Genomic DNA, 19,786 nt, shown 5'->3' on the forward strand with positions numbered 1-19,786 from the left:
GCTGATGACCAACGGCCAACAGCGATTCGCTATTCGCGCGGCAGTTCCCGCCGCTCCAGGTGCCCGTCGTCCAGGTGGTAGTACACGTCCACGAACGGCAGGATGCGGGAGTCGTGGGACACGCACAGCACCGAGGCGCCGCGCTGGTGGGCCGCGTCGCGGAGCAGCTCGATCACCTTCTGGCCGTTCTCCCAGTCCAGCGCGCTCGTCGGCTCGTCGGCGAACATGAAGCTCGGGTTCTTCACCAGCGCCCGCCCGATGGCGACCCGCTGTTTCTCCCCACCGGACAACTGAGCCGGCTTCTTGTGCTTGTTCTTCGCCAGCCCGAGCTTGTCGAGCATCTCGTCGGCGCGCCGGCGGGCGTCGCCGGGGCTAGCGCCCTCGCCCCACTTCAGCACGATCTCCAGTTGCTGGCGCGCGGTGAGGGCCGGGAACAAATTATACCCCTGGAAGATGAACCCCGTGTGCCCGCGGCGGTACTGTTCGCGCTCCTTGGCGGTCATTTGCCACACGTCGCGCAGCACGCCGTCGTCGTCCGCGAGCACCTGCCCGGAGTCCGGCTCGAGCAGCCCCGACAGGATCGCGAGGAGCGTCGATTTGCCGCTCCCCGACGGCCCCATCAGCAGCACGATTTGGCCGGGGAACAGGTCGATCGACACTTCCCGGAGGGCCGCGCGCCGGGCCGTACCGTCGCCGTAGGTGCGAACCAGGTTCACCCCTTTTAAGCTCGGCGTCGCACTGCTACCGGAACCGGGCATCGCGCGTCCTCGTCGCGGTCACTGGTCACCAACCCCGTCGTCCTTTTTGGGGCGCGTCACGCGCGCCCCCGGCTCGCCCCGCGAACCGGGGCCACGTACTAACGCAGCAACGTCATCGGCTCGATCTGCCGCACGCTCCTGAGCGCGAAGACGCCGGAGAGCAGGGCCATGCCGATCGTTACGACCGTGGTCCCCAGGAGCACTTCCCAGCGCAGGTCCACCTCCGCGCCGACCTGGCGCGCCGCGTAGCGCAACCCCTGACACGTCGGGTACGCCAGCACGATACCGATCAGCCCGACCCAGAACGATTGGGCCAGCACCATCAGCGAGATCCGCCACCGCGGGATGCCCAGTGCCAACAGGATGGCGAACTCCCGGGCGCTGGCGGTGGTCGCGGAGTAGAGCGTTTGAGCCGTGATGACGGCCCCCACGAACAGCCCGAGCAGGGCCGCGTAGCCGATGGCGATGCCGGCCTTCGTGCGGATGAGCCAATACTTCCGCGACCGCAGCGAGAACCCTTCGGAGGTGTACGCGCCCATTTCGGAGCCGTACTGCGCCTGCAGTTCGGCCGCCACTTCCTTCGCGCGCTGCGGGGACTCGCACTTGGCCAACAGGTACGTCACGTTGTCCGCGGGGATGAGGAACCCGAGCAGGTGCCGGGCGGTGTGGGTGCTGCACAGCACCCACGGCGCCGCGATGCTCTTCAGCCCGCGCACGGTGCCGACCAGCTTCACTTCCTTGCCGTTGATCTTCGCTTTGCCCTCGGAATTATCGAGCCCGAGGCGCTCCACGTCGGACTGGTCCACGATGATGCTGTCCGGCAGGGTCAGGGCGTCGCGCTGTTCGCGGGTGAGAACGCCGGGCGCCCCGACCGCGCCCTCGTCCAAACTGCTGCCCAGCAGGTAGCACAACTCGGTACCACCGACCGGCTTGGTGAAGTTCGCGAAGTGGGCGATGTAGAGTTCGACGTCGGTCACCCCGGGAACCCCCGCGACGCGCGACACGTAAGAGGCGGGGATCGGTTTCCCCAGGTCCACGCTGGGCACCTCCGTGGACCCGACCCACAGGTCCGCTCTGGTGTTGTCCACCGGCGTCGAGGTGACCTTGAACAAACCCAGGAGCAGCCCGCACTGGAGCGCGATGAGCACCGCCGAGAACGTCACCGCCAGCACGCCGGATGCGTACCGCGAGCGCTCGTGCCACAGGGTTTGAAGGGCGTAGGACATAGTCTGTCACAAGTCGTAAGGTCAAAAGTCGTAAGGTCAAAAGCAATCGGGCCGCCGGTCGTCCCGCGAGGGAGCTTTACGACCTTGCGATTTTCGACTCCAAAGAGCAGAGATCGCCCGAGAGATAGAGGTGGTGCCACAACTGCGTGGCGAGCACCCCGGTGAGCCCCATCTCGACGCTGGTGCGGGCGAACCCGCCGCCGGGCTTCGCGAGCTTCTGCCGCGCACTCGCGACGGCGTTCGGGTCGAAGTACCCGGCCTTGCGGACCGATTCCGGCGAGAGCACCTGGTCGATCCACGATTCCGAGGGGCGCGCGTTCGGCTGCTGGTTGTTGCCCCCCGGCCCCTTGTCCGCCCAACTGTCCATCGGGGCCCGGAACATCTTCTTGCGCCGCCACGCGATCTCTTTGGGCAGCCAGCGCTCCGCGACCTTGCGCTCGATGTACTTGTCGTTCATCACGCCGCGGAGCTTCCAGCGCGGGTGGATCTTCGCCATGTACGCGATCACGTCTTCATCAAGGAAGGCGTACCGCGTCTCGACGGACGAGTGCATCGCGATGCGGTCGCCCTTGCTCGCGAGCAGGTGACCGGGCAGCATCACGCGCCCGCCGAAGTACATTTGTCGGTTGAACGGGTGCCACCGGTTCAGGTCCGGGGAAATTCCGAGGTCGTCGAGCGGGGACCGCGCCAGGATCGCGTCGCGCGCCGCGCCCGTGAAGAACCGCAACTTGTTCGTGCTGACGAGTCCGTACACGTCGAGCCAGCCGTTCGAGCCGCCCATGTGCCGCATCGTGTTGCGGTACGAGGAGTACGGGAACCGCGGCTGGCCGTTCACCATCTGGAAGAGCTGGCGTACCGCGAACCCGAGCGGCACGCCCGGGATCTTGTCCATCCAGCCAACGAGTTTGCGGATCTTGAACCACGAGTACCCGGCGAGCCACTCGTCCGCGCCCTCGCCGGTCAGCGCGACCTTGTACCCCTGTTGGTGGACCGAGCGCGCGAGGTGGAGCAGCCCCACGCACGACGTGTCGATGACCGGGAACTCGGCCGCCGCGATCAGTTCCGGGTAGCCCGTGCGCAACTCGTCGTGGCCGCAATCCACCACGACCGGCTCGCACCCGAGGTGTTTCGCGACCTGCAGCGCTTCCGATTTCTCGTTGAGCTTCTTGTCGGTCACGGAGATGGTGAACGTCGGGATGGGGCGCCCCATCACCTTGTTCGCCATCGCGACGACGAGGCTCGAATCGACCCCGCCGCTGAGATACGACACCACGGGCACGTCGGCCCACACCCGGCGCTGCACGGCCTTAAACAGCACTTCCTCGAACCCGTCCACGAGCTTCTTCTCGTCCGCGCCGTAGTCCTCGTGCCCGCGGTCCGGGTACGTGATCTGCCAGTAGGTCTTCTGGGCCGTCGCGTGCTCGACCGTCGTTTGACCGAGCTTGAAGTGCAGGTACCGGCCCGGCACGAGGCACTGGATGCCCTGAAAGACCGTGGTCGGTCCCGGCATCGCCATGAACGTGAAGACGTGGTTCAGCCCCTGCAAATCCGCCTTGCGCTCGACGAGACCGGAGGCGAACAGCCCCTTCATCTCGGAGGCGAACAGGAGCCAGTCGGAACCGTCGTGCTTCACCACCGTGTAGAACAGCGGGCAGATTCCGCTGCGATCGCGGGCGAGTAAAACCTCATTGGTTCGACTGTCCCACACGCAGATCGCGAACTGCCCCTTCAGGTGTTGCAGCAGGTCCGCGCCGTGATCCTCCCAGGTGTGCGGAATCAGTTCCGTGTCGGTGTGCGTGCGGAAAACGTGGCCCTTCGATTCGAGGGCCGCGCGCTTCTCCTTATAGTCGAAGAACTCGCCGTTGAAAACGGTCCACACGCTCTGGTCTTCGTTCGCGATGGGCTGGTGCCCGTCCGCGAGCCCCACGATCGACAGCCGGCGGTTCGCGATGTGCAACCCGGGGCGCTCGAGGTATCCGTCTTCGTCCGGGCCGCGGTGGTAGATGGCCCGCGCCATGGCATGCACAACGCCCGCCGGCGCCGGCCGCTGGCCGCTCAGGTCGAACATCCCCGCGATCCCACACATGCAAAACGCCTCGCTGTTAGTCCTTCGGCAGTCGGTTCTTGATACGCACCCGGCTGAGTTCTACCCGGAGGAGCGACTGCATACGCCGGGCCGACTCCCGTTTCATCCACCGAACCCACAAACCCACCTCGCCCGCGGCCCACAGTGTGCTGAGCCCGAGTACGCTCACGGCATAGATCGTTGAGGAGAACGGTACCTCGCGGCGAACGAAATCGAGTCCGAAGAACAGCGCCAGGAGTACACCGAAACTCCGCCAAAAAATCCGCCGGCCGCGCCGTTTCGACACCCGGCTGAACTCGGCCATCACCGGATCGGCCAGTAGCCGCCGCACGACGTCCGCCCGCTCGTCATCGGTGAGCGCGAGGAAGGCGGGGTCCGTGAACGTGACGTCAACGATCTCGAATCCCATTCCCATCGCACTACACCGTTTTGGCCCGCTCCCGCCTCGCGTATTTCCACACCTTGCGCTGCATGAAGAACCGCACCCCGCGCGGGAACATGCGCTTGCCGAACCATACCCACCACGACGCGAACCCGACCGCCGCCTCCACGCGGTTCTTAAGCAGGCTCCGCACCACCGAATCGGCAACTTCGTCGGACGGCTGAGCGCCCCCGAAGTTGAGATGGATCTTCCCCTCGTTTCGGAGCAAGTGTTTTTGTAAATCGTCGCTCCGCACCAGTCCGGGCAACACGAGTAGCACATCGATCCCGAACCGCTCGAACTCGCCGCGCAGGGATTCCGTCAGCCCGACGAATGCGTGCTTGCTGGCGCAGTGTTCGGACATCGACGGGATGCCCCACCGCCCGCAGATGCTCGCGACGTTCACAATGGCCGGGCGCCAGTCACCGCGGGCGGTCTCGAAACTGCGCGTGAGGTGCGGGGCCGCCACCCGGATCATCTCGATGGGGGCGAAAAAGTTCACCTCCAGCACCTTCCGCACGATTTCTTCGCTCGACGAACTGAATTCGCCGAAACTGCACACTCCGGCGCAGTTAATCAGCACGTCCAGTTGGCCGAAACGGTCAACGGTCTCGGCGACGATCCGCTCGCGGTCTTCCGGCTTCGTGATGTCGCCCGCGAACGCTTCGGCCCGCGCCCCGGTCGCCCGGAGCTCGCCGACGAGCTTGGCCAAATCGTCCGTTGATCGCGCGGTCAGGGCGAGAATTGCGCCGAGTTTTGCGAGCCGTTCCGCGGCGCGGCGCCCGATGCCCCGCGAAGCCCCGGTGACCAGTACGACCCGCCCGCGCACGTCCCGGCGCATGTTCACCTTTCATCGTCTCCGGCACACCCGGCACATCAAATCCATCCGGGCATTTTAGTGTTATCGGTCCGGTTCGCCAGCGCCGCACGGCCCCTCGTTCCTCCCGACCCGCCTTAATAACCGGTGGCGCCGACGCAGTTCGCCTAGCTCACCCATCCGTATAACAGCCGCGATTCGCACCATTTGGGGCCGCGAGCGCCTTTTCGCCCTGCGCACTCAAGTGATTGCTCGTTGTAATTTTGAAACGAATGCGGGCGGAACACGTCCGCGTTCCGCAGAAGTACGAAGGGGAAAAATGGACATTATTATCGGGTTAGCGATCGGTTTGCCGGTCGGGTTCCTGGCCGCTCTGGGGCTCGCGATCGCGCGCGCGGGGAGTTTGGGCAAGGCGATCGCGGGCCTCTCACTCGCGGGGCGGGCGAACCAGGACGCGGCGTTCGCGGCCAAGTTGCAGGCGATTCAGACCGGCGCGGAAATCAAGCCAGCGGAACCGCCCAAGCCGGTGAAACCGAGTGGCGCGCCGCTGCGGTTGCTCGCGCTGCTGCAGGCGGAGTCGCGGCTGGTGGACTTCCTGCTCGAAGACATCCAGGGCGCGGGCGACGAACAAATCGGTCAGGCGGTCCGGGAAGTTCACAAGAAAGCACAAGCGGCGCTGAAACAGCACCTGGTTCTCGAACCGGTCCTGCCCGGCAACGAAGACGACCAGGTGACCGTGCCGAAGGGGTTCGATCCGTCGGCGATCCGCGTGGTTGGGAATGTGACCGGCGAACCGCCGTTTAAGGGCGCGATCCAGCACCCGGGGTGGCGCGTGAAAGAGATGAAACTCGCGGCCCCGGCCGAGGGCGCGGACGAGTTCGTGCTGCAACCGGCCGAAGTGCAGATCCCGTAGGCGCGGGCGCTCGGCCCCGGTCCCGGTACGTGAGATGCTGGTTGCAGAGGTGCCGCACGGCCGAACCGTATTTGACGATGACCGAGATCGAGACCGAATACCCCACTTCGGTGAGCACGGGTGAGCGAGAAACTTGAAGTCTGCCCGCACTGCGGAGAGAAATTGCCCTGGATCGTTGACGCATATTGTCCCGGTTGTGACAGGCGACTCGACGACCCTCCGCCCCCGCCTATCGGGGCCGGCCGTTCGATTTCGGAGGGCACTGAAGCCCGATCCGGCTCACCACTCGCGGGGTTGATGTTATTCGGAGGGTTGGGGGCCGCGTTTGTCGCGGTCCTCAGCGCGGCGCGTGGGAATGTGTGCGAAGCCGCCTACACGGGCGCCGTGGCTGTGGTGGTGCTCCTCGGCGGGGCCATGCGGCTCGGTCGAAAGAACGACCCCGGTGGCGGCACTTCTTCCTGACCGTGGCTCGCCCCGAGTTTGGGCACTCATTTCTTCCACGCCCTCGCGCTTGCGTTTCGCCCTGCGTTGCCGCACAATTCAAGCACCCGCCGAAATCTCCTTCCGCCAGAGTAGGCCCATCATGCAATCGCGCTGCCCCGGTCCGCGCATCTCCCGCCGCCAGATGATCCAGGCCGGGGCCGCATCGTACCTCGGGCTCTCGCTCCCCCAGTTACTTCGCGCGAAGGACACGCGGAAGAGCACCTCGGCGACCGCGGATGCGTGCATCGTGATCTTCCTGGACGGCGGACCGAGCCACCTCGATATGTGGGACCCGAAGCCCGATGCGCCGGCCGAGGTGCGAGGGGAGTTCAAGCCGATCCAGACGAGCGTTCCCGGCGTGATGTTCGGCGAGCACCTGCCCAAGTTCGCGCGCCAGATGCACCGCTGTTCGCTCATCCGCTCCGCGCACCACAGCGTGAACAACGCACACGCGGCGGCCGTGTACTGTGCCCTCACGGGGCACGATCGCGGTGAAATCGGCGGCGGGGCGAGCCCCGACGATTTCCCGTGCATCGGCTCGGTGGTGGGGACGCAGCGCCCGCCCGCGAACGCGGTCCCGCCCCACGTGCTCATGCCGTACATCACGAAAGAAGGTGCCGGGGGGCCGCCGCAACCCGGTTTCTTCGGCGGCTGGCTGGGCAAGACGCGCGACCCGCTCGTCATCCTCCGCGACCCGAACGCGGCCGATTTTGCGCTCCCCGAACTCACGCTGGGGCCGGACATCGATCCGTCGCGGTTCAACGCACGCAAGTTGCTCTCGGAGAAGTTGAGCGCCGCGCGCGCCACGAATTCCGACCCCGACCTGGAAGGTATCCGCGCGAAGGCTTACGACTTGCTCACTGCGCCGGCGATGCGCGAGGCGGTTCGCATCGATCGCGAACCGGCCAAGCTCCGTGACGCTTACGGGCGCAACATTTACGGCCAGAGCGTTCTGCTCTCGCGCCGGCTGATTGAGGCCGGCACCCGTGTCGCGTGCGTGTCGTGGGCACCGGACGCGAACGCCACCTGGGACACGCACGGCAACAACTTCACGAAGCTCAAGGGCGAACTGCTCCCGCAACTCGATTCCGCGTTCTCGACCCTGCTCGACGACCTCGACGCACGCGGGATGCTCGAGCGCACGCTCGTCGTGGTCGTGGGGGACTTCGGCCGCACGCCGAAGATCAACACCAACGGGGGCGGGCGCGACCACTGGAACTTCTGCTACTCGCTGGTTCTGGCTGGTGGAGGGGTGAAGGGCGGGTACGTTCACGGCGCGAGCGACAAGATCGGCGCGAAGCCGAGCCGCAACCCGGTCACCCCCGCGGACGTGATCGCCACGGTGTACGAGTGCCTCGGCGTGCCGCACGATCTGGAACTGCGCGACCGCCTCGCCCGGCCGTTCGTGCTGTGCCCGTGGGGGAACCCCATCCGCGAGGTGCTCGCGTAAACACGGCCGCGGCCGTTCGGGTGGGGCACGTGTTCCTTGCCCGAATCGGCACCCGTGTCCCGCGTCGGCACCGGCCGAACCCCCGCATTCTTCGGCCTTCATGGTTGCCTTCGCGCGCTCGGCCGCTACCATCTACGCCGTCGGTCCACGAATTACACTCTCTCACCACCGAGGCATTTCCATGTCCATGTTCATCGGCGAAGGTCTGGTCGGCGACGGCAACGAGATCGCGCACATCGACCTGCTGATCGGCGAGAAGACCGGTCCGGTCGGCGTCGCGTTCGCGAACGCGCTGGCGACCCAGAGCCAGGGGCACTCCAGCCTGCTGGCGGTCATCGCCCCGAACCTGATCTGCAAGCCGGCCACGGTGATGATCACGAAGGTGACCATCAAGGGCGCGAAGCAGGCCGTTCAGATGTTCGGCCCGGCCCAGGCCGCCGTCGCCCGCGCGGTCGCGGACAGCGTCGCGGAAGGGGTCATCCCCGCGAGCAAGGCCGAGGACTACGTGATCGTCTGCGGCGTGTTCATCCACTGGGACGCGGCCGACGACAACAAGATCTTCCAGTACAACTACGAGGCCACGAAGCTGGCCATCAAGTGCGCGATGACCGGCGAGCCGAAGGTCGCCGACATCACCGCCAAGAAGGACACCGTCAAGCACCCGTTCAGCCCGAAGTAACCCGACCAAACGAACGGCCGGTGTGAGCCGGCTGGTGAGAACTCCGCGCCACCTGTGGCACGAACTTCTCACCAGCCGGCTCACACCGGCCGTTCGCCGAACCCCAATTCGCACCAGCCATGTCCGAAAAACCCACGATCCTCGTTCAACTCGATACCGACCCGCTCCCGAGCGTGTTCGACCGCGTCGTCGCGGTGGACGCGGGGGTTCAGCACATTTTTAGCTACGGCGGGGTGACCCCACAGAACGTGATGCCCCTCGTTCACGGCTGCATTTTCACGCGCGGCGGGGCCGATCTCCGGCGGACCGCGATCTTCGTCGGCGGGTCCGACGTGACCGCGGGCGAAGCGGTGCTCGCGGAGGTCAAGAAGCACCTCATCCCGCAGTACGGGCTGAGCGTGTCACTGGTGCTCGATTCCAACGGCTCGAACACCACCGCCGCGGCCGCCGTGCGCGCGGCCGGTCGGCACCTCGATCTGAGCCGCGCGAGTTCGCTCGTTCTCGGCGGCACGGGACCGGTCGGCCAGCGGGTCGCGCGCCTTTTGGCGCGGGCGGGCGGGAACGTTCGCCTCGGTTCGCGGCAGAAAGAGCGGGCGGAAGCGGTGTGCGCCGTGATCCGCGCGCACGTCCCCGGGGCGGACATTCAGGCCGTGAGCGTGGCCTCCAGTTCCGACGCCCCGACCGCGCTCGACGGGCGCAACCTGGTGGTCGCTGCGGGCGCCGCGGGCGCGGTGCTGCTCCCCAAAAAGCTCCGGCTCGCGTGCAAGTCACTGAAGGTGGCGATCGACCTGAACGGCGTCCCGCCGGCGGGCATTGAGGGCGTCGAACTCCCGGACAAGGGCGCGGATCGCGACGGCCACGTTTGCTACGGCGCGCTCGGGGTCGGCGGTACCAAGATGAAGGTCCACCGCGCCGCGATCAACAAGCTCTTCGAGTCCAACAACGCGGTGCTGGACATTGAAGAGGTGTACAGTCTCGCGCTGCAACTCCCGTAACGTGCGCAATTCGGGTTGACTCGTTCGCGCCGATTATGAATCATCTGCCGCCCACCACACCAGGAGCGGCTGATGCGCGTTCGAGGCTTCGCGTTCGTTCTCTTCGGGCTCCTCGGCGCGCCGGCGCTCGGTACGGCCGGTCCGATCGAGTTCCAACTGGCCCCCACCGGCCTGCAGGTTCAACCGGGAACCCCCGCGATCTCCGCGGCGCTCTACCCGCTCCTGCCGTCCGGGACGTGCCACACGTTCGACCCCGCGACCGGTGCCCCGTCGGTCGTACCCCTGGTCGGGTACGATCCCACCCGGCTGGCGCAACCGGCGCCGATCGACGTTCACTCGGACGGCACGACCCACTGGAACAACGACGGCTACTTCCGCGTCGATTACAGCCTCACGGACGCGGCCTCCGGCGAGTCCGCGGAGTTCTCGGCGTGGGGGCGCGCCCACATGTACAACGTGTACGGCAACGGCCAGTGGAGCGGGACGACGTACTTCTGGTTCGGGGGCGTCCAACAGGTGACGCTCGGCGGCAACGACTACACCATTTGGGGGCCGGGGAGCCAGGGACTGTACACGACCGAACTGCCGGCGCTCTCGGTTTGGGTCGGGGCGAACCCGCCCGCCACGCTCACCCCGGAACCCGGCACGTTCGCACTCATGGTTCTGGGCCTGGCGCCGCTCGGTTTGCGCCGATTGCGGCGCACCTGGTAGAACTCTCCTCATGTCACGTGTAGCCGGCTGCGACCCTGGAACGTCCTCGCTCGACATGATCGCGCTCGAGGGCGGGCGCGTCGTGGCCCAGGTGAGCATCGAACCGGACGAACTGCGTGCCGACCCGACCGTCCCCGTCCAGTGGCTCCGTGCCGAGGGACCGTTCGATCTCATCGCGGGGCCGTCGGGTTACGGGCTGCCACTCGTGCGCGCTGCGGACTGCACCGACGCGCAACTCGATTTGATGACGCTGGTGCGGCCCGACGAGCGCGGCGCGAAGGGCGTCGGCGGGTTCTCCGCAATGGTCCGCGCGCTGCGCGATTCCGGGCTGCCCGTGACGTTCCTGCCCGGCGTGATTCACCTCCCGACCGTGCCCGCTCACCGGAAATTGAACAAGATCGACCTCGGCACCGCGGACAAATTGTGCGTCGCAGCCCTGGCACTCGCGCAACACAATCGCGACGAGCCGGCCCTCGTCGTGGAGTTCGGGTCCGCGTTCACCGCACTGATGGTGTTAAAGGGCAAGCAGATCGTGGACGGGCTGGGCGGAACGTGCGGGCCGCTCGGCGCGCGGAGCGGTGGGGCGTGGGACGGCGAAACCGCGTACCTCCTTGCGCCGCTCCAGAAAGCGGACCTCTTCCGCGGGGGAGTGGCTGATGTGCCCGACCGCGAAACGGGCCGCGCCGCGTTCCGCGAATCGTTCTGCAAGGCGGTGTACGGCCTACTCAACGTCCACGGCTGTCAGGACGTGTACTACAGCGGCAGTCTGCTCCGCAGCGATTCGGACCTCGTGCAGCAGGCCCTCGGCGAATTGCCGCAAAGCTTTTTCAAATTCCACTACGCGGGCGATCTCCCCGGCGCGTGGGTGAAGCACGCGGCGCAGGGCGCCGCGCTGATCGCCGAGGGGCTGTGCGGCGGCACGTTCGCTCCGCTCATTGACTCACTCAAACTGCGCGAAGCGAGCGGCACCGTGTTGGATTGGTTCGCGCACCCGCGTGCGGCAGACGTGCGGGGGGCGTTCGGCCTGGGCGAACGGCCGGCGTGAGTCGGCTGGTAATCGCAAACGCGACTCGTCGTTCCCCTCATTCCGCCAGCCGGCTCACGCCGGCCGTCCGCCCAGCGATTCACCCGCCCGCTGTTCCACCACGTCGACCAGCAGCGGGTGCCGGCCCAGCGGTTCCGCGAGCACGAACCGCACGTCGGGGAAGCGCGCGCTCAACGTGTCGCGTGCTTCGGTCAGGTCTTCGGCGACGTGGATACCGGGCGAAAGAAAATACGGCAGCAAGATCACGTCTGTTGCGCCGGCTTCCACGCAGTGCGTGCCGCCGGTTTCGATGTTCGGTTCGGCCAGTTCCAGGTACGACACGCGAACGACGGGGTACCGCCCGCGCTCGCGCAGAGCGGACGCGACGAACTCCAGATCGGCGTTCGCCTCGGGCCGGCGGCTGCCGTGTGCGATGAGTAAGAGCGCGGTTGGCACGGAACTCTCTCCAAATAAGAGGGCGAAACGGAGCGCCCGGCCCTCGTATTTTTAGAAGAGGGGTTGGGGCGATAGGTCTCTTCTATACTAGGCCCATGCTCGGAGCGCGCGTCGGCAACTGGTTCGTGGAAGTGGAGATCGGGCGGGGGCCGCTCGGCGTGGTGTACCGCGCGCGCGGGTTCGACGAGCCCGAGCGCTTCGCCGCGGTCAAGGTGTTTACCGAGGTCCGCGACCCGGCCGCGGTGCAGCGCATCTCGGCGGAATTGCTGCCGCTCCAGCGCCTGGACCACGCGAACATTGCCAAGGCGCTCGATTGCGGGACGCACGGCGGGTTGGCGTTCGTCGCCACGGAGTTCATCGACGGCACCGACTGCGCGAAGCGCCTCGAATCCGGGCGCTTGCCGTGGCGCGAGGTGCTCAGTGTCGCGGTGCAAGCGGCCCGTGCCCTCAAACACGCTCACAACCGCAACGTGTTGCACCGCGACCTCAAGCCCGCGCACCTCGTTCTAACGGACGACGGTACGCTGAAGGTTCTCGCGTTCGGGCTCGCGAAGGTGTTCCCCCCTCCGCCCGGCCACAGTCCCGCGATCGGGTCGTCGGCTTACCTGCCGCCCGAAGCCGCGAGCGGGAAGCCACTGACCCGGCGCAGCGATTTGTATTCGCTCGGCGGCGTGCTTTACACTCTCGCCACCGGTCGGCCGCCGTTCTCCGCGGGGTCCGTTGTCGAGCTGATGCACAAGCAGTGTTACACGCTCCCCGAGCGCCCGGCGCTGCTCGTGAACGATCTGCCACCGGAAGTAGACGAGTTCATTTGCACGCTGTTGGACAAGAACCCGGCGCGCCGACCCGGTACCGCGGGGGCACTTCTCGAAGAACTCGAGCGGATTCGCGGGAAATTGGAACGCAAGGGCGAAAAGCTGACGTGGCCCATGAAGCTCACGCCCGATACCGCGGAAATGGCGGCACTGCCCGCGGCCCTCGGCGGGGTCGGTGAGGGAGCGGAGGCGCAACCGGAAACGCGGCCGCTGTTCAAGCGCCCGGCGATCGTGATCCCGTTGTTCTTGCTGGTGGTCGCGGCCCTCGTGCTGCCGTTCGCGTGGCCGTCCCCGTCGGCCGACGAGCTGTTCAGCTCCGCGCGACCGCTAATCGAATCGGAGAACCCGGACGACTGGGACGCGGCGGAGAAGTACCTGGAACCGCTTGCGCGGAAGTACCCCGACCGGTATAAGGACGAGGTCGCGGACGCGCGGCGGAAGGTCAAGGACCGGCGCGAGCTCCGGCGCGCGATCGGCGACGGCGCGAAGGCCGATCCGCGCACGGATGCCGCACGCGGCTACCTGCGCGGGTTGCGGCTCGCTCAGATCGGCGAGCACGCACAAGCGCGGGCCGCATGGGACGGGGTCGTGACCGCGTTCGGTCCGGTGAAGAGTGAGGCGCGCTGGGTGGAACTGGCCCGTGCGGGGCTGGCGCTCCTGGCCCAACCGGGCGCCCAAGTGCCGCACCAGCTGCTCGACCGCGAGCCGGTGCGCGCAGCGCTCGAACGCGCGAAGGAGCTCGACACACAGGGCCGCGGGGCGGAGGCCCGTGCGATCCGGGACGCGCTGCTCGCGCTCGCCGAGGGCGACCCGGTCGTGCGTCAGATGGTCGAAGACGCCCGGAAGAAGTGAAAATGGGGTAGCGTGAAACCCGGAGGGGCACGATCTCTGCTCCTTTTCGCCCGGTCCTCGATTCCGATTCCCGATCCCTACTCACCTCTCTACTCATGGCCACACCCGCCACGACCGCCCGCGAGTACCGCACGCTGCTCGCGAAGAGCAAATTGCTCCCGCCGGAGGAGGTGGAGGCGCAGTACCGGCAGTGGCAGCAGGAGCGCCCCGGATCGGACGACCGCGTGGACTCGTTCCGCCGGTTCCTCGTCGCGCGGAAGTGCCTCACGGATTACCAGGCGGCGCTCCTCCAGCGCGGGCGCTCGGACGGGTTCTTCCTGGGCGGCTACAAGATCCTCGATCGCATCGGCAAGGGGCAGATGGGCGGCGTGTACAAGGCCGTTCACAACTTCGGGCAACTCGTCGCACTCAAGATCCTGCCCGCGTCGAAGGCGAAGAACCCGCACACGCTGGGGCGGTTCCAGCGCGAGGCCCGGCTGCTCACGCAACTCGATCACCCCAACGTGGTCCGCGCCTACCAGGTCGGCGAGAGCTCCGGCGTTCACTACATCGCGATGGAGGTCCTGGAGGGCGAGACGCTCGGCGAGGCGCTGGAGCGCCGGAAACAGTTGCCGTGGGCCGAGGCCGCGCGGCTGATGCGCCAGGTGCTCGACGGGCTCCAGCACTTGCACGACCGGCGCACGGTCCACCGCGACCTGAAGCCCACCAACATTATGCTCGTCCCGGAGCCGGTGAAGGGGAAGCCCGACACCACCTGGGACGCGACCGCGAAGATTCTGGACGTCGGGCTCGGGCGCGAACTGTTCGACGACGAGATACCGGAAGGGCAGATCGATACGCAACTCACACAAGAAGGGTCGGTTCTGGGCACGCCGGACTACCTCGCGCCGGAGCAGGCGAAGGACGCGCGCTCGGCCGACATCCGGGCGGACATTTACAGCGCCGGGTGCGTGCTGTACCACTGCGTCACCGGGCGGACGCCGTTCCCCGATGCGAACATCATGGCGCAGATCCTCAAGCACGCGACCGAGAAGCCGGCGCCGCTCGGCTCGATCGTGCCCGATCTGCCCGCCGGGTTCCAGCAGGTGGTCGACCGGTTCATGGCCAAAGCGCCGAACGAGCGGTTCCAAACTCCGGCGGAAGCGGCCGCGGCATTGAAGCCGTTCGACACCGGCGGCGCCCCGGCCGCACCGTCGAAGATCGCGCCCGCTTACAAGGACTGGCTGGCGAGCGAATCGCAATTGGAAATGCCGAAAGAGATTCTTCAGGACACGATCGTAAGGCCCCACGCAGCGGTCCCCGCGAAAGCCGCCGGCCCCGCAATAAGTGCTACCTCAAAGTCGTCCCCCGGTAAAGCCGTACCCGCTCCCAAGAGTGGTACGACATCGCTTCCGGCCAAGCCCGCTCCCGCGCGCCCGGCCCCCGTGCCCGTGCCGGCACCACTGCCGCTGCCCGTTCCTATCCCCATCCCGGCGGTTGAAGAAGTCGATGTCGAACTCGTGACAGAGCCGATGGGGGCGCCCCTCGCGCGGCCCGTGCCGGTCCCTCCCGTGCGCCCGCTCTGGCAACCGGACCGACGCGACTGGATCATGCTCGCTGCGGGGGCGACGGGGGTGCTGTCCGCGGTCGGGATCGGCTACGGTCTGGCCCGCGCGCTTCGCCGGAAATCGGAGCCGACGGAAGAAGAGAAGTGAGATCGTGCGGGGCGCCGGGAATTTCGCCTTTGCCTATTTCCCGAGCCCCGGCAAGGTCAGATCCATTTCGTCCTCGATGCGGAGCCAGAGATCGTCGGGTGCGAGCCCGGTGACCGCGTCGCCGAGCAGCACGGCCCAACCGGTCTTTTGGTCCGCGGTCAGCGCGTCTTCCATCTGTTTCAACACGTCCTTGCGGAACGCGATCAGATCGGCCTTCCGCTTCACGTCGTCCTCGTTGCCGGCGTTTTCAAAGTAGCGGTTCAATTCGCCCTTCTGACGCTCCACCAGTTCCGCCGCTTTCTTCTTTTGCGCGTCGGTGAGTTGGAGCACGCCTTGTACCCGGGGGTCGCCGAACGCGCCGATGCCCTGGACGCGCCGATCGAGTTGGGCGAGTCGCTTCCTCTGGGCGCTGGTCAAGCTCTTCGCGACCGTGTCCGTGAGCAACCGGTCGATCCCCTTTTTGCGCTCCTTGTCCAGCTTTTCGTATGCGTCCTCGGCCACGTTCGGCGACCGCGACAGTTGCTCGATTTTCTTTTCGTGTTCTTCTTCGAGGTCGGCCAGGCCGTCAAGGACGACGATGCGCTGTTCGGCCGTCATCTTCAGCTCCTTCTGCACCTTGCGGTGCTGGAGGAGCTTGACGGCGGACGGTACAACGGGGTCTTCTCCCTTCGTCGGCGGCACCGGCGCAGCGAACAGTGGAACCGCGAACAGGATCGCGATTGTAGACACTGGAAGCGCGCATCGGGGCATGGCGTTCACCCGGGATGTGTGGTGAAGTGTGGAACGATAAGTTTTTAATCTACCTGCGCCCGTCCGCCCGCACCAATGGCAAAATCGATGATCCTTCACGCCCGCCATTACGCCACGAACGAGCCGGTCGCCGTAACGGTCGCCCGCGGGTGCATCGCGGGCGTGAGTGCGTCCGACCGGGAGCCGAGTTCGTGGATCGCCCCCGCGCTCTTCGACCCGCAAATCAACGGGTGCCTCGGCATCAGCTTTAACTCGCCCGCGCTCGCGCCCGAACAGGTGCGCACGGTGGCGACCGTGTGCCGCGAGCACGGCATCGGCGCGTTCGCGCCCACGCTCGTCACGAACAGCTTCGAGGCGCTGCACCACGGGTTCGCCACCCTCGCCGGGGCACTCGACACGGACCCCGAACTCGCGCGAATCATGCCGTGTTTCCACCTGGAAGGGCCGTACCTGTCCGGCGAAGACGGCCCGCGCGGCGCGCACCCCCGGGAGCACACACGCGACCCGGACTGGGACGAGTTCCGCCGCTGGCAGGACGCGGCCGGCGGGCGGATTCGCATGGTCACGCTCGCGCCCGAGCGCGCGGGGGCACTCGCGCTCATCGAGAAACTCGCCGCGGCGGACGTGGTCGTCGCGATCGGCCACACGGCCGCGTCCGGCCAGCAAATCCGCGATGCAGTAAACGCGGGTGCGCGCACGAGCACGCACCTCGGCAACGGGTGCCACGCGGTTCTCCCGCGGCACGATAACTACATCTGGGAACAGCTCGCGTGTGACGACTTGTGGGCGAGCATGATTACGGACGGCCACCACCTGCCCGCGACGCTGGTGAAGTGCTTCAGCCGCGTAAAGGGCGCGGACCGGTTACTGATTACGTCCGATGTGGGTAGTTTGGCCGGGATGCCCCCCGGGAAGTACCGCGAGTGGGGCACGGACCTGGAAGTGCTCCCGTCGGGCAAAATCGTGGTCGCCGGGACGCCGTTCCTGGCCGGCAGCGGGCACTTCACCGACGTGTGCGTGTCTAACGTGATTCGTATGACCGGCATGAGCCTGAAGGACGCGATCGACCTGGCATCCGCTCAGCCGCGAAAGCTCCTCGGGCTACCGGTAACGAAAATCGAAGCGGGACAGCCCGCGTCCCTGATGCTCTTCGACTGGGTGTCGGGCGGCGAGGTGACCGTGCGCGAGATGCTTTAACGCCGGCGCCGCCATTCGGCCCGCGCCACGCGCATTTCCGCCCGAGCGAACCTTTCGCGCGCCTCGCTTGTCTACACCCACAGAGCATGGAAGGGCGAGCCAATTGGCGAAGGCACCCACTTGGAAAGCGGACGAGGCGCGAGCCCTTGCAGGTTCAAATCCTGTCCCTTCCGCTATTTGCCCCGTTGGTGAAACGGACATCACATCTCGCTTCTAACGAGACGTTCCGGGTTCAATTCCTGGCCGGGGTACTTGTGCAGAGGGTACTGAATGGGCTGGGTGAACGATGCGCGCGGCGGTCTCGCCGAGGGCCGAACGGTGCAAGTGCGACCCACCGGCGGGTCGATGCGCGGGCGCATCGAGAGCGGCCAACTCGTCACGATTGCCCCGATCGATCCGCTCGCAGTGAACGTTGACGATGCGGTACTGGTCGCCTGGCGCGGCGGCTTCCTCTTGCACATCGTGAAAGACGCGAAGGGCGATCAACTGTTGATCGGCAACAACGTCGGCAAGATCAACGGCTGGGTACCGCGCTCCGCCGTGGTCGGTAAAGTGGTCGCGGTGGAAGACTGACCGTGCAACGCCCGGTCGTTACAAAAACGACCTCTTCTCACCACCCCAGGTCGCCGCCCTTCTTCTGGAAGTCGAGGTACGCGAGGTAGACCAGCCCGCCGAGGATGAGGTAACACGTCGCGGTCGCGGGGATCGACGACGAGCCGAACTTCACGGCACTTCCCGCCGAGGACTTCAACTTCGGCTTCAGCCCGCGCCAGTCCACCGAATAAATTTCGTCCAGAACCAGGTGCGACAGGAACCCGACCATCACGCCGAGGCCCAGGAGGATGCGCACGCCGCGATCCGGGTAGGCGAGGTAGGCGCACAAGCCCGCGATGAGCATCGCCGGGATGCTGTGGTACATCCCGCGGTGAACCGTGAGCTGCTTGAACAGGTTCGCCACGAAGTAGCGGATGAAGAGGTAGCCGAAGAGGAGCGTCGCGAGGATGCCCTCGCGCGAGACGCCCGCGTGCAGGAGCCGCGGGACGAGCATCAGCGGCACGACCGCCGCCATCAGTCCGAACATCTCGCGCACCGGGATCCCCGAATCACTGTCGAGGTCCGGCAGCATCCCGCCGACGGCCGTAACACCGGCGGCGAGAATACCGGCCTCGGTCGTGTACCCCACCGGCTGCACGGCGATACCGCCGTAGGCGATGCCCAGTGCGCTCGACACCGTGATGTGTGTGCGAAATCCGGCCACGGCTCCTCCTTTGGCCAACTCGGTGCGTCAGTGAAGGAGTGCCCTTTTAACACCTCCCGGGGGCCGCGGTCCAGTCGTGTCGCGCGTGCCGGTCGCGAATCCGCCACTGACCTTGTGTACGGATGTCCCTTGAGGGATATTTATAACAGGAGGTGTATTGTGATGTTAACCAACCAGGACATTGCCCAACGACTGCGCGAACACGCCAACGAACTGGCGCGGGCGGGGAACAACCTCTACCGCGTGCGTGCATTCCGCTCGGCAGCGATGGCCGTTCTCGGCCTACCCGCGGACGTGACCGAGCTCCTCGCGAGCGGCGGTCCCCGCGAACTCGAGCGCGTGCCGGGGATCGGCAAGAGCCTCGCGACCACCATCGCGGGCTACTTGACCGCACCCGCTCCGACCGAGAGCGGCATCGCGGTTTGAAGCGGACACCAATTCGTGTTTCGTTGTGCCGAGCGGGATTTCGGGCCGCGGTCGGGGAGGCTAGAATCACACGTGCCCACGATTCCTCGGAGCGAACACGTGAACGTGATCCGTCTTTCCGCGACGTCCGGACCCGACGGGGTGCTGCACCTCACGATCCCGGTCGGGGCACCGGGCGATTTCGAGGTCGCCGTTGTCGTGTCTCCGAAACCGACCGCGAACGGCACAAAACCAAAAACATCCGAAGAGCTCGGGTGGCCGCCGAACTACTTCGATGAAGTCGTTGGTTCGATCGAGGACGAGACGTTCGCGGCTCCACCGCGGCAACCGGCCAAGTCGATTTCAGCCCTGGACCAAGAATGAAGTATCTTCTCGACACGAACGCTTGCGTCCAGTGTCTGCGGGCCAAGGGGAGTCTGCTTGTTAAGCATCGGCTCGGCACTCACCCACCGTCCGATGTGGTAGTTTGCTCGATCGTTGTGGGAGAATTGTGTTACGGTGCGGCCAAGAGCCGCAATCCCGCTGCGGAAGTGAGCCGCGTCGATGCGTTCTTGGGGCCGTACCAGAGCTTGCCCTTCGATGACACCACAGCTCGCCGCTACGCCGAACTCCGTGCGATTCTTGAAGCGCAAGGGCTGCCGATTGCGGACCTCGACCTGATGATCGCGGCAATCGCCCTCGTCAACGGGTTAACGCTCGTAACCCACAACACGACCGATTTCGCGCGGATACAGGGACTGGCTCTTGAGGACTGGGAACTTCCGTAACCTCACCA

The 19,786-nt window shown here is 66.4% G+C and carries 21 protein-coding genes and 2 tRNA genes; 15 read left to right on the forward strand and 8 right to left on the reverse strand.

Annotation, left to right across the window (positions count from 1 at the left end; all coding sequences use genetic code 11):
- Nucleotides 1-29: 29 nt before the first annotated feature.
- From J8F10_RS23540 to J8F10_RS23560, 5 genes are all read right to left on the reverse strand, one after another.
- On the reverse strand, nucleotides 30-758 hold the full coding sequence (locus tag J8F10_RS23540; RefSeq protein WP_210658025.1) for an ABC transporter ATP-binding protein: 729 nt from the start codon (nucleotides 756-758) through the stop codon (nucleotides 30-32).
- A 98-nt stretch (nucleotides 759-856) separates the two neighbouring features.
- Nucleotides 857-1,984: an ABC transporter permease gene (locus J8F10_RS23545; RefSeq protein ID WP_210658027.1), complete on the reverse strand. Its 1,128-nt coding sequence runs from the start codon at nucleotides 1,982-1,984 to the stop codon at nucleotides 857-859.
- A gap of 76 nt (nucleotides 1,985-2,060) precedes the next feature.
- Entirely contained in the window at nucleotides 2,061-4,070 is a 2,010-nt protein-coding gene (gene asnB, locus J8F10_RS23550) for an asparagine synthase (glutamine-hydrolyzing) (protein WP_210658029.1), read from the reverse strand.
- 16 nt (nucleotides 4,071-4,086) lie between these two features.
- The gene (locus tag J8F10_RS23555) at nucleotides 4,087-4,485 is read right to left on the reverse strand and encodes a hypothetical protein (protein ID WP_210658032.1); all 399 of its coding nucleotides are present in this window, start codon (nucleotides 4,483-4,485) and stop codon (nucleotides 4,087-4,089) included.
- A 4-nt stretch (nucleotides 4,486-4,489) separates the two neighbouring features.
- A complete protein-coding gene (locus J8F10_RS23560) occupies nucleotides 4,490-5,332 on the reverse strand; it encodes an SDR family NAD(P)-dependent oxidoreductase (RefSeq protein WP_246524429.1) in 843 nt (280 codons plus the stop codon).
- A gap of 295 nt (nucleotides 5,333-5,627) precedes the next feature.
- Here J8F10_RS23560 and J8F10_RS23565 point away from each other — a divergent pair, with 295 nt between their 5' ends.
- The 6 genes from J8F10_RS23565 to J8F10_RS23590 all read left to right on the forward strand — a co-directional run bounded on the left by J8F10_RS23565 (nucleotide 5,628) and on the right by J8F10_RS23590 (nucleotide 11,584).
- The gene (locus J8F10_RS23565) at nucleotides 5,628-6,221 is read left to right on the forward strand and encodes a DUF2760 domain-containing protein (RefSeq protein WP_210658036.1); all 594 of its coding nucleotides are present in this window, start codon (nucleotides 5,628-5,630) and stop codon (nucleotides 6,219-6,221) included.
- 583 nt (nucleotides 6,222-6,804) lie between these two features.
- Nucleotides 6,805-8,154, forward strand: coding sequence for a DUF1501 domain-containing protein (locus J8F10_RS23570; RefSeq protein ID WP_246523539.1), 1,350 nt, complete (start codon nucleotides 6,805-6,807; stop codon nucleotides 8,152-8,154).
- 181 nt (nucleotides 8,155-8,335) lie between these two features.
- Nucleotides 8,336-8,833, forward strand: a complete 498-nt coding sequence (gene fae, locus J8F10_RS23575) for a formaldehyde-activating enzyme (protein ID WP_210658037.1) — start codon at nucleotides 8,336-8,338, stop codon at nucleotides 8,831-8,833.
- Nucleotides 8,834-8,952: 119 nt separating this feature from the next.
- Nucleotides 8,953-9,828 (forward strand): NADP-dependent methylenetetrahydromethanopterin/methylenetetrahydrofolate dehydrogenase, encoded by an 876-nt coding sequence (locus J8F10_RS23580; RefSeq protein WP_210658039.1) that lies wholly within the window; start codon nucleotides 8,953-8,955, stop codon nucleotides 9,826-9,828.
- Nucleotides 9,829-9,900: 72 nt separating this feature from the next.
- The gene (locus J8F10_RS23585) at nucleotides 9,901-10,539 is read left to right on the forward strand and encodes a hypothetical protein (RefSeq protein ID WP_210658041.1); all 639 of its coding nucleotides are present in this window, start codon (nucleotides 9,901-9,903) and stop codon (nucleotides 10,537-10,539) included.
- 10 nt (nucleotides 10,540-10,549) lie between these two features.
- A complete protein-coding gene (locus tag J8F10_RS23590) occupies nucleotides 10,550-11,584 on the forward strand; it encodes a DUF1464 family protein (protein ID WP_210658043.1) in 1,035 nt (344 codons plus the stop codon).
- A 54-nt stretch (nucleotides 11,585-11,638) separates the two neighbouring features.
- Here J8F10_RS23590 and J8F10_RS23595 read toward each other — a convergent pair whose 3' ends face one another.
- Nucleotides 11,639-12,019, reverse strand: coding sequence for a sirohydrochlorin chelatase (locus J8F10_RS23595; RefSeq protein WP_210658045.1), 381 nt, complete (start codon nucleotides 12,017-12,019; stop codon nucleotides 11,639-11,641).
- Between the two features lie 95 nt (nucleotides 12,020-12,114).
- On the opposite strand from J8F10_RS23595, the gene J8F10_RS23600 reads away from it, so the two are divergent.
- The gene (locus tag J8F10_RS23600) at nucleotides 12,115-13,686 is read left to right on the forward strand and encodes a serine/threonine-protein kinase (RefSeq protein WP_210658048.1); all 1,572 of its coding nucleotides are present in this window, start codon (nucleotides 12,115-12,117) and stop codon (nucleotides 13,684-13,686) included.
- 95 nt (nucleotides 13,687-13,781) lie between these two features.
- Nucleotides 13,782-15,380: a serine/threonine-protein kinase gene (locus J8F10_RS23605; protein ID WP_210658050.1), complete on the forward strand. Its 1,599-nt coding sequence runs from the start codon at nucleotides 13,782-13,784 to the stop codon at nucleotides 15,378-15,380.
- A gap of 33 nt (nucleotides 15,381-15,413) precedes the next feature.
- Here J8F10_RS23605 and J8F10_RS23610 read toward each other — a convergent pair whose 3' ends face one another.
- Nucleotides 15,414-16,109 (reverse strand): hypothetical protein, encoded by a 696-nt coding sequence (locus J8F10_RS23610; RefSeq protein WP_210658052.1) that lies wholly within the window; start codon nucleotides 16,107-16,109, stop codon nucleotides 15,414-15,416.
- Nucleotides 16,110-16,217: 108 nt separating this feature from the next.
- Between J8F10_RS23610 and J8F10_RS23615 the strand changes: the two genes are divergently transcribed.
- The 4 genes from J8F10_RS23615 (at nucleotide 16,218) to J8F10_RS23630 (ending at nucleotide 17,900) form a co-directional block, all read left to right on the forward strand.
- Complete coding sequence (locus J8F10_RS23615; protein ID WP_210658054.1) at nucleotides 16,218-17,327, forward strand: N-acetylglucosamine-6-phosphate deacetylase; 1,110 nt, start codon at nucleotides 16,218-16,220, stop codon at nucleotides 17,325-17,327.
- Nucleotides 17,328-17,415: 88 nt separating this feature from the next.
- Nucleotides 17,416-17,500, forward strand: a tRNA-Ser gene (locus J8F10_RS23620).
- 6 nt (nucleotides 17,501-17,506) lie between these two features.
- Nucleotides 17,507-17,578: transfer RNA gene (locus tag J8F10_RS23625), tRNA-Arg, on the forward strand.
- Nucleotides 17,579-17,597: 19 nt separating this feature from the next.
- Nucleotides 17,598-17,900 carry a hypothetical protein gene (locus J8F10_RS23630; protein WP_246523542.1) on the forward strand — a complete coding sequence of 101 codons (303 nt, stop codon included), beginning with the start codon at nucleotides 17,598-17,600 and terminating at the stop codon, nucleotides 17,898-17,900.
- A 37-nt stretch (nucleotides 17,901-17,937) separates the two neighbouring features.
- Here J8F10_RS23630 and J8F10_RS23635 read toward each other — a convergent pair whose 3' ends face one another.
- Nucleotides 17,938-18,585, reverse strand: coding sequence for a metal-dependent hydrolase (locus J8F10_RS23635; RefSeq protein ID WP_210658057.1), 648 nt, complete (start codon nucleotides 18,583-18,585; stop codon nucleotides 17,938-17,940).
- A 162-nt stretch (nucleotides 18,586-18,747) separates the two neighbouring features.
- Between J8F10_RS23635 and J8F10_RS23640 the strand changes: the two genes are divergently transcribed.
- The 3 genes from J8F10_RS23640 (at nucleotide 18,748) to J8F10_RS23650 (ending at nucleotide 19,778) form a co-directional block, all read left to right on the forward strand.
- On the forward strand, nucleotides 18,748-19,011 hold the full coding sequence (locus tag J8F10_RS23640) for a helix-hairpin-helix domain-containing protein (RefSeq protein ID WP_246524431.1): 264 nt from the start codon (nucleotides 18,748-18,750) through the stop codon (nucleotides 19,009-19,011).
- Nucleotides 19,012-19,110: 99 nt separating this feature from the next.
- Complete coding sequence (locus J8F10_RS23645; RefSeq protein ID WP_210658061.1) at nucleotides 19,111-19,374, forward strand: hypothetical protein; 264 nt, start codon at nucleotides 19,111-19,113, stop codon at nucleotides 19,372-19,374.
- Nucleotides 19,371-19,778 carry a type II toxin-antitoxin system VapC family toxin gene (locus tag J8F10_RS23650; protein ID WP_210658063.1) on the forward strand — a complete coding sequence of 136 codons (408 nt, stop codon included), beginning with the start codon at nucleotides 19,371-19,373 and terminating at the stop codon, nucleotides 19,776-19,778. The genes J8F10_RS23645 and J8F10_RS23650 overlap by 4 nt, the downstream gene beginning before the upstream one ends.
- Nucleotides 19,779-19,786: the final 8 nt, after the last annotated feature.

This window comes from Gemmata palustris (assembly GCF_017939745.1).
Classification (GTDB): Bacteria; Planctomycetota; Planctomycetia; order Gemmatales; family Gemmataceae; genus Gemmata; species Gemmata palustris.